This window comes from Shewanella sp. BF02_Schw, from assembly GCF_014596695.2.
In the GTDB taxonomy this organism is placed as follows: domain Bacteria; phylum Pseudomonadota; class Gammaproteobacteria; order Enterobacterales; family Shewanellaceae; genus Shewanella.
The window spans coordinates 1-13,481 of the sequence record NZ_JABKAW020000003.1; the positions used below are offsets into that span (position 1 = coordinate 1).

General features: G+C 40.4%; 11 protein-coding genes. 4 read left to right on the forward strand and 7 right to left on the reverse strand.

Annotated features, from left to right (window positions below; all coding sequences use genetic code 11):
* Positions 1–533 precede the first annotated feature (533 nt).
* The gene (gmhB, locus tag HNW13_RS12730; protein WP_101088188.1) at positions 534–1,094 is read right to left on the reverse strand and encodes a D-glycero-beta-D-manno-heptose 1,7-bisphosphate 7-phosphatase; all 561 of its coding nucleotides are present in this window, start codon (positions 1,092–1,094) and stop codon (positions 534–536) included.
* A gap of 201 nt (positions 1,095–1,295) precedes the next feature.
* Here gmhB and HNW13_RS12735 point away from each other — a divergent pair, with 201 nt between their 5' ends.
* A complete protein-coding gene (locus HNW13_RS12735; RefSeq protein WP_101088186.1) occupies positions 1,296–1,970 on the forward strand; it encodes a GntR family transcriptional regulator in 675 nt (224 codons plus the stop codon).
* 119 nt (positions 1,971–2,089) lie between these two features.
* On the forward strand, positions 2,090–3,172 hold the full coding sequence (locus HNW13_RS12740; protein WP_101088184.1) for a ketoacyl-ACP synthase III: 1,083 nt from the start codon (positions 2,090–2,092) through the stop codon (positions 3,170–3,172).
* Between the two features lie 53 nt (positions 3,173–3,225).
* On the opposite strand, the gene HNW13_RS12745 is transcribed toward HNW13_RS12740, so the two are convergent.
* The 4 genes from HNW13_RS12745 to HNW13_RS12760 all read right to left on the reverse strand — a co-directional run bounded on the left by HNW13_RS12745 (position 3,226) and on the right by HNW13_RS12760 (position 7,890).
* Positions 3,226–3,915, reverse strand: a complete 690-nt coding sequence (locus tag HNW13_RS12745) for an exonuclease domain-containing protein (protein ID WP_182745039.1) — start codon at positions 3,913–3,915, stop codon at positions 3,226–3,228.
* Positions 3,915–5,762, reverse strand: coding sequence for a DUF294 nucleotidyltransferase-like domain-containing protein (locus HNW13_RS12750; protein ID WP_192115923.1), 1,848 nt, complete (start codon positions 5,760–5,762; stop codon positions 3,915–3,917). The genes HNW13_RS12745 and HNW13_RS12750 overlap by 1 nt, the downstream gene beginning before the upstream one ends.
* 131 nt (positions 5,763–5,893) lie before the next feature.
* Complete coding sequence (locus HNW13_RS12755) at positions 5,894–7,612, reverse strand: sodium:solute symporter family protein (protein ID WP_101088178.1); 1,719 nt, start codon at positions 7,610–7,612, stop codon at positions 5,894–5,896.
* An 11-nt stretch (positions 7,613–7,623) separates the two neighbouring features.
* Positions 7,624–7,890 carry a DUF4212 domain-containing protein gene (locus HNW13_RS12760; RefSeq protein WP_011637017.1) on the reverse strand — a complete coding sequence of 89 codons (267 nt, stop codon included), beginning with the start codon at positions 7,888–7,890 and terminating at the stop codon, positions 7,624–7,626.
* A 359-nt stretch (positions 7,891–8,249) separates the two neighbouring features.
* Between HNW13_RS12760 and HNW13_RS12765 the strand changes: the two genes are divergently transcribed.
* A complete protein-coding gene (locus tag HNW13_RS12765) occupies positions 8,250–10,418 on the forward strand; it encodes a diguanylate cyclase (protein WP_243756277.1) in 2,169 nt (722 codons plus the stop codon).
* Here HNW13_RS12765 and HNW13_RS12770 read toward each other — a convergent pair.
* Entirely contained in the window at positions 10,408–11,907 is a 1,500-nt protein-coding gene (locus HNW13_RS12770; protein WP_192115924.1) for an alpha/beta fold hydrolase, read from the reverse strand. The genes HNW13_RS12765 and HNW13_RS12770 overlap by 11 nt on opposite strands.
* Positions 11,908–12,009: 102 nt before the next feature.
* On the opposite strand from HNW13_RS12770, the gene HNW13_RS12775 reads away from it, so the two are divergent.
* Positions 12,010–12,576 (forward strand): hypothetical protein, encoded by a 567-nt coding sequence (locus HNW13_RS12775; protein ID WP_243756279.1) that lies wholly within the window; start codon positions 12,010–12,012, stop codon positions 12,574–12,576.
* A 4-nt stretch (positions 12,577–12,580) separates the two neighbouring features.
* Here the strand turns inward: HNW13_RS12775 and nadE are convergent, their stop codons facing one another.
* Entirely contained in the window at positions 12,581–13,411 is an 831-nt protein-coding gene (nadE, locus tag HNW13_RS12780) for an ammonia-dependent NAD(+) synthetase (RefSeq protein WP_101088172.1), read from the reverse strand.
* Between the last annotated feature and the right edge of the window lie 70 nt (positions 13,412–13,481).

Below are 13,481 nucleotides of genomic sequence, written 5' to 3' on the forward strand. Positions count from 1 at the left end.
GGACCTGGTAACTAGCGTTAGACGCTGCGTTCCGTGTCAGTGGGGTGTATTATAGGGAAAACTTTTTATAGCGCAAGAGCTTTCTACGGTTTTTATGACTATTACGACCCAACTGCATACTATTTGAACTTAAAGCCATATTTATTGAAGTTTTTGCTGACTTTATAACCATAAATGGCTCGCTACAACGAACAGCAAATTTATTTTATCTACCTATATAAGGCTTATTATGCGGCTCAGCGTGGTTTAAGTGGCTAATTTAGCTTGTTGAGACCAAAACATAACTGAAACGGCGTTAATTTCATGTTAACTTCGTAGCAACTTTTAGTAGCACGAACGATTTGGCCTTAATGGATGACATATCTTTATTTGGATTAGGGGTTTGTTAGCAACAAAAATATGCTGACTAGTATATAAAGGAAGAGAAAGTCTAAAACTAAGTAATTGTTACACTGAAAATCTCTGTTCATATATAAGTCGGTGAAAGCTTATATATGAACAGTTGAAATGATAGCTTTGAATTGGCGATTCTATTATTTTGTGAGTAATTGACTTAGCAGACTCGGAACGTCAGCGATACTGTCAACCACTGCACTGGCAAGTTCAACTCCGGCTTCGTCTACTACTTTACCTGAACGAACCAAAATGGCAGTGTTAATGCCAGCCGCTTTTGCTGCGCGCATATCATCAGCTTTATCACCCACCATTACAGACTGGCTCATATCGATTTTCAAGAATTCTGCAGCATCGAGCATCATGCCGGGTTTTGGCTTTCTGCAATCGCAATCTTGCTTATATCCACCTAGGCCTTTTTGTGGATGATGCGGGCAATAGTAGATACCATCAAGTTCGACACCTTTATCGGCAAAGTTCCAATCCATCCATTCAGTTAAATGATGAAAATCATCTTCACTGTACATGCCACGAGCAATGCCGGATTGATTGGTCACCACTATTAATAGGTAACCCATTTGCTTTAATGCAAGACACGCTTCAAATACACCGTCGATATATTCAAAGTCGTCCACTGTATGAACGTAACCATTGTCTTTATTGATCACACCATCACGATCGAGAAATACTGCTTTATTCAACCTAACACTCCTTAAACTCTTTCTTGTGTCGATTATCCCATTGAGATGAATTTGGGGCCAGATAATCTGAATATTTTTATTAATTTGTTTATTTACCCCCATTTTATGAGCTTAATCTGCATAATTGTATAGGTTTCACTTTATAAAGCGGCGGCTAAGCGTTACCCTTGCTCGAAGAAATTAGTGATTATTATAGAATACATGAGCAATATACCTCCTATTATTCATAAAACGCGTACGCAACTTGTTGTAGAGGCGCTCAGAGAACGGATCCTTTCTGGTGATATACAAGGAGGAGAACCGCTCAGGCAGTCTGCTATTGCAGAACAGTTAAATGTAAGTCGCATTCCCGTTCGTGAAGCGTTAGTTCAGTTAGAAGCTGAAGGCTTAATTAATTTCGAACCGCATAAAGGCGCGACGGCAACATTGTTATCTGTTGAGCAAGTCACTGAATTATTTGAATTGCGCGCTATGATCGAATCGGATTTGTTGGCTAAGGCCATCCCTAACCTATCTGACAATGATATTGCCGAAGCTGAAGCCGTACTGGTTAAACTTGAATTGGCATTTAAACTGAAAGAATCAGTAGCCAGTTGGAGTGAGCTTAATACTCGATTCCATACTCGTTTATACCAAGCGGCTAATCGACCTCATACAATGGAAGTGGTTAACGGTTTAAACACCAATTGCGATCGCTATATTCGTCTGCAGTTGTTATTTACTGGCGGGATCCCTATCGCCGAAAGAGAACATCGAGTGTTACTCGAATTATGTAAAAAACGTGACATCGCAAAAGCCACTACTTTACTGCGTGAGCATATCTTGCATGCTTCGGCTTCAATCACGAAACTGGTAGAACAAAAGATTAAGTCATAATAACAATAATAAATCTTAGTCATGACCATTTAAGCATTTAATATCAACAGATACATTTTAAACTGTTGTTTTTGTATATAAATTTAATTAACTATTGAAACGTATTGAGAGAACTTCTTATGCAGTATGCACACATTACCGGTTGGGGGAAGTCAGTTCCGCCCGCAACATTGACCAATGAAGATTTAGCCACATTCATGGAAACGACGGATGAATGGATTAAAACACGTACTGGTATTAGTAAGCGTAACATCAGTCACGTCAATACTTCTGAAATGGCGTCGGTTGCAGCTAAGCATGCACTTGCCGCTGCAGGGATTGATGGCAGTGAATTAGATTTAATTATTCTAGCCACCGCCAGCCCTGATACCTTGATCCCAAATATTGCATCTACGGTACAGGCAAATATTGGCGCTACCTGCGGTGCATTTGATATTAACGCTGCTTGCAGTGGATTTTTGTATGGCGTTGGCTTGGCTAGCTCAATGATAAAAAGCGGCCAAAGTAAGAAAATTCTCATTATTGGCGCTGAACGTTTATCTTTTTACCTTGATTGGTCTCGACGTGAAACCGCTGTGTTATTTGGTGATGGTGCTGGTGCTGTTGTGCTAGAAGCCAGTGACCAACCTGGTGGCGTATTAGGTTATGAATTAAATAACGATCCTGAGGGTCGCGATATTTTAAAGTCTAATTTTGGCACCCAGATGGATAGATTTGACAATGACTCATTGGATTTTTACATTCATATCAATGGTCAAGACGTATTTAAACGTGCGATTCATGGCATGGGAAGTTTAAGTAATAAGGTATTAGACAAATGTGGTATCAACATCGATGATGTCGACTTTGTTATTCCGCATCAGGCAAACGAACGTATTATTGATACTTTAGTAAGCCGAATGAAAATTCCAAAAGAAAAAGCTTTCGTCAATATCGCTGATTATGGCAATACATCGGCTGCCACTATCCCGATTGCGATTTGTGATGCGTTATCTCAAGGTAGAATTGAAGCCAATCAAACGATTCTATCTTGCGCGTTTGGTGCTGGATTAACCTCGGCTGCCTTACTGCTAAAATGGGGTGAACGCACCACACCAATTAACACCAGTGATGCAGCATTACCGCCTTGCGATAAAACCGCACTTGAATTGATTAAACCTGCGGTTGATTATTTTTTCAATAAAGCTAAAAACGCAGAATAAGCGATATTGTGCGTTTAATAGAAAAGCCAGTCTCGATGACTGGCTTTTCTTTTCTAGCGAAATACATTAATTAAGTCTTTAACCGACAACTTTTTAATATCGCCCATCGCTGCCACTTGAGCCAACAATAACTCTGCACAAGATAATGCATCAATAAGCGCATTGTGAGCAGAATAAACGGGTAAACGGTAACGTTCACGGCTTGCATTCAAGCGTAACGAGCCTTCTTTCAATACCGATTGTTGCATTAAACAACGTTTTTTTTCTATGGCCAACGTATCGATAAATACCAACGGAATTGATTGACCAAAACAGCGTATCAACTGCTGCTGAATAAACTGTATGTCTAATGGTGCATGGTGCGCCACTAAAATACAGCCCTTGGTTTGTGATAAAAACCAATCAATTGCCTCGGCTAACGTTAACGCCATATGCAATTGATTATCGACAATACCGTGAACCGTCGCGCTATGACCCACACTGCCACTAATGGATATCATCATATGTTGTGCTTTTTCAAGCGGAATGACACCGTTGACAATTGGTACCAAACCGATACTGATGACTTGATCATGGATTGGATCTAAGCCAGTCATTTCAAGATCAATCGCCATCAATGGAGCATCTAGAAATAGGGTTGTTAATGCCGGCGTGATTGCTTCTAAATATGTATTTAATGGCGACGGTAAAGTGGTCATTTTTTTACGCCACAACACCGTTTTTACCCACCAAAAATTGACCACTAGAAACTCCTCATGAACTTAAGCTTTATTCCTGCTTGTGCATCGTGCACCACTTTAAATGCATCACGAAGCTGATGACGCATTAATGAAGAAAGATGTTGTGGTTTAAGATAATTGTTCACTGGTAAATTATTGGTGGCTTGGTAACCTTGATTAGCTAGACGCATGTGCGCAATGAACTCATGGGCATCCGCCAAATTAAGTGCATCTTTACGATTAATAATATTAGCGTCCATTAACGCTCTGATCCGCTTAGCAGTATTAACCTCTTTGATACCTGCACTTAAGGCATACACTCTGGCAATGTCATTAATTAATGCACTGCCCTTATGCTTTAAATCCATACCTTTCACTTCACTACCATCACGCTCAAGGACAAACTTCCTAAAAAAGCCCAATGGCGGTGATTCAGTTAACGAGTTTCCCGCCATTCCGGCAAGGAAAATATCGTTATTTTGTGTAGCGGCTAAAACATCATCTTGCAGTTCACTGAATAAACTCAATGGCCCAAACACTGGGCGCATGTCGAAAAATATACTGGCATGCATTAAAGCTTTTGGTTCCGGCGTGTTTACCCATCTAGAGAAAAGCCCTTTCCACTTCACCAGTGACAAGCGCCATTTGGGATTTTGCGCCATAATGTCACCGGGGCAATAAATATAACCACATTCATCTAAGCCCTTACATACCGCTTTTGTTAATGCTTCAAAATAAGCACCAGCAAATTCATCGGGTTCATGTGCCAGCAATAAGCCATTATCTTGGTCAGAACAAGCAACCTGATCTTGCCTGCCTTGGGAACCAAAAGCCAACCAACAAAACGCCATTGGTGCCTGACCTAAAATCTGTTGATTCAATTCAATCAGCCGACGCGTTAATGCATCAGTTACCGAGGTTAATACTCTACCTATCTCTTCAGCTCTAGCATCGGCACTGATTAAATTTTGTAATAGTAGCGGGATTTGCTTACTCACTTGAATAAGTTTCTCTATATTTGCTTGCCGGCCTATTTCGCCAATAAGCAGTAGAGGTTGTGAGCTTTGCGAACGCAAAATATCAGTACTAGTGATCATCCCTAACGCACGGCTTCCATCAACCACAGGTAAGTGGTGAATATTATGTTCACTCATCGCCAACATTGCTTCGAATACTAGCGCGTTGGCATGAGTTGTCACGGGATTGATGGTCATGGCTTGACTCACCAGCGTATTGACATCTAAGCCTTCTGCGATAATTCGATTACGTAAATCTCGATCGGTCAAAATACCGGTTAATTTTTGATTATCGATAACGAGTACCGATGAGACCCGGTGTTCACGCATTAATTTAGCCGCATCCATAACACTGGCATGAGCGTCGATGATAATTGGCTGAGATGACATAATTGAAGTAATACGGCTAGTCGTGGTCAAGTCTTTAGCGGTAAATTTAGTTTCATTGCGTAAGCGTTTAGCAAAAGCACGAGCAAAAAATTGATCAAAGCTGCGATGTTCAGAACGTAATTGGGCAAATACTGATTGTGGTAAATGATAAACCAAACCATCTTCTAAAATGGCCACTTTATTAACGACCTTTTCACCCGATAATAAGGTGGAAAAACCAAAACATTCTCCTTCGCCAACACGGTCAACCAATACACCTTCAGGATCGCGCACTTCAAATGCACCGCTGCGCACAATGTACAATTTCGGATTGTCTTTATCGAACTCAACAAAGGCAGACGCTTTACTGTAATAACCGACGCTAATCTTTCTCGCACAATATTGAATACTATCTTTAGGTAGCGTGTCGAAAGGCGAATGTGCTGCTAAAAACTGCTCTACGGGTTGTAACTCACTGGCATCCATTAATCATTTCCCTATTGTGCATGGGCGAACAATATCACTATAACAAAGCGTTTCGCTTATCTGCTATAGGACTAAAGCCCAACAAAAAGAGCGCCTAAGCGCTCTTTTTAAACAGTGTTGATTACAGCAGTTTAATGATCGTGTGCTTCGCCTGACCCTTTAGGGAAACGAATAGACTCAACCATTGCGACTATTTCGTCAGGAATTTTAGCAGTAACTTTACTGACAGCAAAAGCGACACCAAAGTTAACCATCATTCCCACCATACCAATACCTTCTGGTGAAATACCAAATAACCAGTTTTCAGATGTATTCGATGCAGGATTAATAAACTTAAAGTAGGCGATATAACTAGCAGTAAATAATAGCCCGATCACCATACCTGAAATAGCCCCTTCTTTATTCATGGTTCTAGAGAAAATCCCCATGATAATAGCAGGGAATAACGAGGCTGCTGCGAGACCAAATGCAATGGCCACCACCGCGGCTACGAATCCTGGAGGATTAATACCAAAGTAACCCGCCATAACAACCCCGAAACCAGCAGCTATTCGTGCATACATTAACTCTTTCTGATCCGAAATATCCGGCATTAGATTTTTCTTGAGTAAATCGTGCGACACAGAGGTTGAAATTACCAGTAATAAACCCGCAGAGGTAGATAATGCTGCAGCTAAACCACCCGCGGCAACTAATGCAATAACCCATGCTGGAAGATTGGCAATTTCAGGCGTGGCAAGAACCATAATATCGCGGTCAATGTTCATCTCATTTTTTTCACCATTGGTGTAAAAAATCTTGCCATCGTTGTTCTTATCGTCCCATGTAATTAAACCCGTTTTTTCCCAGTTTTTAATCCAAGTTGGCGCAGTTTCATAAGGCACGCCAGTTGATTCTGGTCCATTGATGGTTTCAATCATATTAACGCGAGAGAAAGCAGACAATGCAGGAATAGTGGTGTACATAATAGCGATAAATACTAAAGCCCAGCCCGCAGAAATACGCGCGTCTTTTACTTTAGGAACAGTAAAGAAACGTACAATCACATGCGGTAAGCCTGCTGTACCAAACATTAATGCACCGGTAATAAAGAACACATCTATCATCGACTTGGAGCCTTCGGTATATTGGGAGAACCCGAGTTCTGCCGATAATCCATCGAGCTTATCGAGTAAATACACCCCCGTACCATTACCTGCGGCATCAATCATCTCAGCGCCAAAACCAATTTGCGGTAATATGTGACCTGTCATCATTACTGAGATAAAGATAGCAGGAACCATAAAGGCAAAAATAAGAACGCAGTATTGTGCTACCTGTGTGTAAGTAATCCCTTTCATGCCACCTAATACAGCATAAAAGAATACGACTGCCATACCAATGTACACCCCTGTTTCTACGTCAACTTCTAAGAAACGAGAGAACACTACGCCAACACCACGCATTTGGCCTGCAATGTAGGTAAAACAAATAAAGATGGCACAAATAACAGCGACAGTACGTGCCGTCTGAGAGTAGTAGCGATCACCAATAAAGTCCGGAACCGTAAATTTACCAAATTTACGTAAATAAGGCGCCATACATAATGCTAATAGCACATAACCGCCGGTCCAACCCATTAGATAAACTGAGCCATCATAACCAGTAAAAGATACAATACCGGCTAATGAAATAAACGATGCTGCTGACATCCAGTCGGCTGCAGTTGCCATACCATTTAGAACAGGGTGAACACCACCACCTGCAACATAAAACTCTTTAGTTGAACCAGCACGAGTCCAAATGGCGATCCCGATGTACAGCGCAAAAGTCGCGCCGACAATTAAATATGTTAGTGTTTGAACATCCATCTTAGTGCCCCTTAGTCTTCCTGAACATTGTATTTTTTGTCTAATGTATTAGCTTTCGCCACATAAACAAAAATCAGCGCCACGAATACATACATTGCACCCTGCTGCGCAAACCAGAAACCCAGTTTGAATCCCATAAAGGTAATTTCGTTTAACACATCTACTAATAGAATACCGCAGCCAAATGACACTGCAGCCCAAATTGCAAGCAAGCTAAGTACTAAACGTAAATTCTCACGCCAGTAACCCGCTGCCTTATCGTTATTTTCGAAACTCATTGCGACTCCCCTAAGTTATTTTTTGTAAAGCCATTGTTAATTTAGCAATTCAGGGGGCCATCACAATCAAGACCTTAGTCGTACTTGATTAACAAACGTTAACGTAAAATATTAAAATGCATATAAATCAGATGATTGAGAAATAATGAATTGAAATGAACTTCTTGTTTTTCAATTTAATTAGACCAAGGTCGAACAAGATTTCGCCATTAAAAGATTGAGATCTGCATCACAAAAGATAAAAAGGAATATTTGTGAGTAAAAAAAACTTCGTTTGCGTTGAAATCTGTTCTATTTCCTGAGATAAATGCTAAGATAGGAATAAATCTTTTTAGAATACAAATAATAAGGATATTTTTTTGACATTGCCTCGCATTAATCAACAACACCTTTTATTCTCGATTATCTTGGGAGTAATAGGATTGTTCATCAATTGTTACCCGATACAATTTTTTGCTAACGTGCAATTTGTATTAGGTAACACGGTGACTGTCATTGCTGCTGTTTTATTAGGGCCTTGGTATGCATTTTTGACCGCAATGATGGCATCAACAGGATTAATGTTGATATGGGATAGCCCGCATGTTTACTTATTTTTTGGGCTTGAAGCATTATTTTTAGGCTATGCCAGACGCCGTGATATCTATGCCTTATATGCCGATGCCGCTTATTGGTTATTTATAGGTGCACCAATGGTGTATTTATATGTGGTTCTATTGATGGATATACCGCCATCTCACTTAGGCTTTATTATTTCAAAGCAAGGCATCAACGGACTGATATATACCAGTATTGCATCATTACTTATTTTAGCTATTCCAAAGTTATGGTTTTTAAAAGACAAAGTTAAAGACCGCAACCGTAGACAATTAAGCGCGCAACTGACTTATTTCTTCACCTTAATGGTGACGTTAACATTATTGTTTTCAGCGTTAATCTTTAATTTTTATTTGTTAGAACGTCAACAAGTCATGTTAAAACAAAACATGACGGAAGCGGTCGCCCACCTATCGACCTCTGCACAAAATTATATCAAAAACCATCAAACCGTGATCCAAAATACAGCAAGTCAATTAGATTTAGTTGCCGATAAACCAGAGCAATGGCAAGGTATTTTATCAAGTTCACATCAAAACTATCCCGGTTTTATCAGTATGTTGATCGCCAATCCGGCAGCCAATATTGTGGCAGCCAGCCCAGTATCAAGACTATTAACACAGCAATTACCAGAACAAAGTATCAACATTAACGATAGAGATTATTTTATTGAGTCATTCTATAACCAGCGCCTATTCGTATCATCTGCCTTTCTGGGCCGCGGTTTTGGTAATGACGCGATTATTGCCATGAGCGCTCCCTTTTATCTCGATGAGCAACGCACACAAGTAGCAGGAATAGTAGAAGGTTCGCTTGATTTAACTCATTTTTCACATATTGATCAAGTTAATGAATATACCGAAGATGAATCTGTAGTGATGGTTGATGAACAAAATCAAATTATTTATGCTTCCAAAAAACTCGGTTTAAAACCACTTTCACAATTTAATTTTGCAATAAATAAAGGTGTGTATCGTGCCAATCTTGAGTTAATCAATATTCACAATACTACCTCAATTGTGCCTGAATATATGTATGCTCACCGGGAGCTCGATAATGGTTGGACAGTGTATATTTTAAAAGAATTTTCGCCGCTACTAAAACTCGCTGAAGAACAAATGTTCAGTAGTTTTATCATGCTGTTGATTGCATTATTGTGTACCTTCTATATTTCAAAAAAGCTCAGCGCGTTGCTAACGGTGCCATTAGAAGCTGTCGCCAATCAATTCAGTCAGTCATATTCAAGTCCAGAAAAAACCTCGGCAATTGACGATAGTTCACCCAGAGAAGTATTCAACCTGTATCAACGATTAGCAGCCAGTAAGCAACAACTCATCGCGCATCAAGTCGAATTAGAAGAGACTGTTGCTAATCGTACGGCTGAATTAGAAAAGGCCAACAAAAAACTCACCGAGCTGGTTGATAGAGATCCGTTAACTGGCTTATATAATCGCCGTTATGCTGAACGTAAATTTGGTGAGTTAGTGGATTTTTGTTTGCGAAGCGATCAGGCCATTACTGTTGTATTGCTTGATTTAGATTTCTTCAAAAAAGTAAATGACAATTATGGCCATTTAGCTGGTGATGAGTGCTTACGGAACGTGTCGCATTTATTGCAGAAATACTTTAAACGCGACATTGATATTGTGGCCCGCTACGGCGGAGAAGAATTTTTGCTTATTCTGCCTTTGTCCAATACCTTACATATTGAACACCATCTCAATGGCTTTAGAGAAGCACTGTCGCAATTAGAAATCACCTCACCCGAAGATAAACAGTCATTCAACGTGACGGTCAGTATTGGTGCTATTACGGCAAGTGCTGATTATGAAGCTGAACTCGATAAGTGGATTAAAGTCGCTGATGATAATCTCTACCAAGCAAAACAACAGGGACGTAATAAAACAATTATTAGCATCATTAGCGACTAATGTTTACTGGTTTACTGTCTAATGGTGACTCAAATTGATGCCCTTGAGTAAACTCATCAATGCGAGTCATCATATAAGGATAAAATGGATTCCACTTCTGACGCAACATGTCATCGGCCGTCACACTGAAAATGCCCCGTTCACCTTGATAAATTGCTCTCCCAATTTGGATTTTATCCGAATCAATGCCTGGTAGAGGCCCGTAAAGGGTATCTTCAATCGGAAAACTTAACGCCACATGAGATAAAGAATACACATCATTAGGCCAAGTTAAACTTAACGCTAACACATCATTGGTTATCGATTTATCAGCTAGCTCCCTGACTTGAACATGATTATCCCGTTGCGGATCATTTTCAACCAAACTTAAACGGTAAGGTAATTGCTTTGGTAGCCAAAATGGAGCAAAAGTCGCCAGTGGATCTTGAAACAGTAATTGGTTGTTACTCTTCGTCCTATTGACATCAAAGAGCACCAATTGATGGCCTTTGTTTAGCGGCAATTTTTGATATAGCAAATCAACCACAGCAAGTGAAGAGACCGTATCATCAACAACTGACTGAAACGTTAGTATTGCAGGAATAGCATCAAACTGTTGCGGCGATAATGACGCTAATAAGGTCTGGTTACGCTGAGTTAACTGATATACAACATCGCCAGCATTAACAGCAAAAGACCGATATTTAAAGGGATCATATTCCGTTTGAATGCTGTTCCAATACAGTTTATCTTGGCCGAGTAATTTACCCAGTTTAGCTTGCCAATAAGCGCCTGCTGCAATGGGAGCAAGACCAATGGCTGGTGATAACATGACCATACCGGCAAAGCTTGTAGGCTTATCTAAACTGATATTCTCAAGTTCATGGTTTAATGCTAAAGCAGCACCTGTCGAAAACCCGACCACATAAATCGGTTTACCTGGTAATTGGGCAGACAAGCGGGCAACAGCAAGTGATACCGCCCCAGCAAGATCAGGCCAAGTAATATCGGTTAATCCTGACGGAATGGTACCGTGTCCTGGCAAGCGCAACCCTAAAACATAAGCCTGATGTTGATAATGCTGCGCAAAATGCGACATCACATAAGGTGAGTCAGACATGCCGTGTAGTAATAAAAGGCCAAACTCAGCTTGGGGGTTTTTCCATTCGAAAGAACGATTCCAATTTTGTTGCCATAACCCAGGATCAGACAGGCTATTACGCTCATAACGATTAATTGGGGATGCTATTTCAGGTTGATATTGACGGTAAACCTGCTGTTCTACTTCAGCAAAAAGTTTATCTTCTAATTGTAAATATTGGCTAAAATCAGTTAAACCAGACTGTTGATGGTATTCAGAGGTTAGGTGTGTCGTGTGCCATAATGATAAATTAGGCCGCGCATTAAGCATCCAAACAGCAGTAATAATTAACGCTAACCCAATACCTAAAGCACCATAAAATGCGGCAAATAAAAAATGTTTTGTCGATCCAATCACGATTGCACGCATAATTACCTTAAAAAATAGATACCGAATACAAACAAAAATATAGCGTAACATTTACTGCTGAACTGTCAGGCACTTACTATTCATAACAATACTGGAAATAATATGTCATCAGGTTTATATAGCCATATATGGGGACCGATGAATCCCGATATCATTTTTTATTTACCTACGCCTCCAGAGCTACCCGCGCACTGGCAAGCCACGCATCCCGATGCAATCACACAACTGGTCACATTAAATGGTAATCACTGGCGGAAAATTGTCACCATAATGGCGAAGATTTGCTGTTTAGAGCACGATATTAATGCTAATAAAGGGATTAATTGGAAACAGATCCGTGACCAATTATTTAATGAACATCATGATCCACAAACCGGAAAACACATCAACACTCCATCACGCTTGCATTGCCAATTACGTATTGTTAACCCCAATATTGAACATCACGACGAGGTAGTATTTCTTCCTGAATTTTGGCATATTTTATGTGGTAAAGAAGCCCAGCAACGTATGGGAATATCCGATCCTCGGCAGTATACGTCACTAGATGAAAAGCAAAAAATACAGCACCAGCACACGGTGTTACTGACGCCATATTTAGATTATCGACAATATGCTAATGCGTTAATAGAACTCACCCGACAACACATCACCTTAAGCAAAGTGTAAGATATTAATCGTAAATCGTCGGAATAGGCTCACGTTTATGTTGGGTACGTTTATAGATACTCACCAATTTATCTTCCACAGACTTAGCAACATCTTTACCTTCTAAGAAGTCATCAATTTGATCATAGGTCAGCCCTAAAGCGACCTCATCTTCAAGTTGAGGCTTATTGTCTTCTAAGTCCGCCGTAGGGGCCTTTTTGACCAATATCTCTGGCGCGCCTAAATGGGCTGCTAATTGACGTACTTGACGTTTATTTAAGCCAAATAACGGCGCTAAATCGCAAGCCCCATCGCCCCATTTTGTATAGAAACCAGTAATGTTTTCCGCACTATGATCAGTGCCCACAACAAGGCCGCCCATAGCACCTGCGATATCATATTGGACTATCATGCGCATTCGGGCTTTAACATTACCCTTGAGAAAGTCAGTCTTAGCAGCGTCTGTTGATGCTAAACCCGCGGCGGTGAGACCCACTATAGTGGCATTATGGATGCCAACAACACCATCATGAACATTCACGGTCACCTGTTTTGAAGGCTGAATAAACTGACAGGCTAGCTGAGCTTCAGCTTCATCTTGCTGGACATGGTAAGGTAAGCGCACTGCAATAAACTGATACTCGTCACTGGTTTTTTCTTGATTAAGGCTATTCACTGCCAGTTGGCATAAACGTCCAGCAAGTGATGAATCAACACCGCCACTGATCCCCAAGACTAAAGTTTTGCTGTGAGCATCTGATAATTTTGCCTTAATAAAAGCAATTCTGCGTTGGATCTCAAACTCAGGCTCAATAGCCTTAAGTACATGCATCTCTCTTAAGATTTGTCCTTTCACGTGACGCTCCTGATTGCTTATTAATATTCTGACTTTCGGTGCCTATTCTATAAAAATCTACACAAAAAAA

Excerpts from the sequence above, each read along its gene's own strand:
- HNW13_RS12735 (WP_101088186.1), top strand. The coding sequence starts at position 1,296 with ATGAGCAATATACCTCCTATTATTCATAAAACGCGTACGCAACTTGTT.
- HNW13_RS12740 (WP_101088184.1), top strand. The coding sequence starts at position 2,090 with ATGCAGTATGCACACATTACCGGTTGGGGGAAGTCAGTTCCGCCCGCA.
- HNW13_RS12750 (WP_192115923.1), bottom strand. The coding sequence starts at position 5,762 with ATGGATGCCAGTGAGTTACAACCCGTAGAGCAGTTTTTAGCAGCACAT.
- HNW13_RS12755 (WP_101088178.1), bottom strand. The coding sequence starts at position 7,612 with ATGGATGTTCAAACACTAACATATTTAATTGTCGGCGCGACTTTTGCG.
- HNW13_RS12760 (WP_011637017.1), bottom strand. The coding sequence starts at position 7,890 with ATGAGTTTCGAAAATAACGATAAGGCAGCGGGTTACTGGCGTGAGAAT.
- HNW13_RS12770 (WP_192115924.1), bottom strand. The coding sequence starts at position 11,907 with ATGCGTGCAATCGTGATTGGATCGACAAAACATTTTTTATTTGCCGCA.
- HNW13_RS12775 (WP_243756279.1), top strand. The coding sequence starts at position 12,010 with ATGTCATCAGGTTTATATAGCCATATATGGGGACCGATGAATCCCGAT.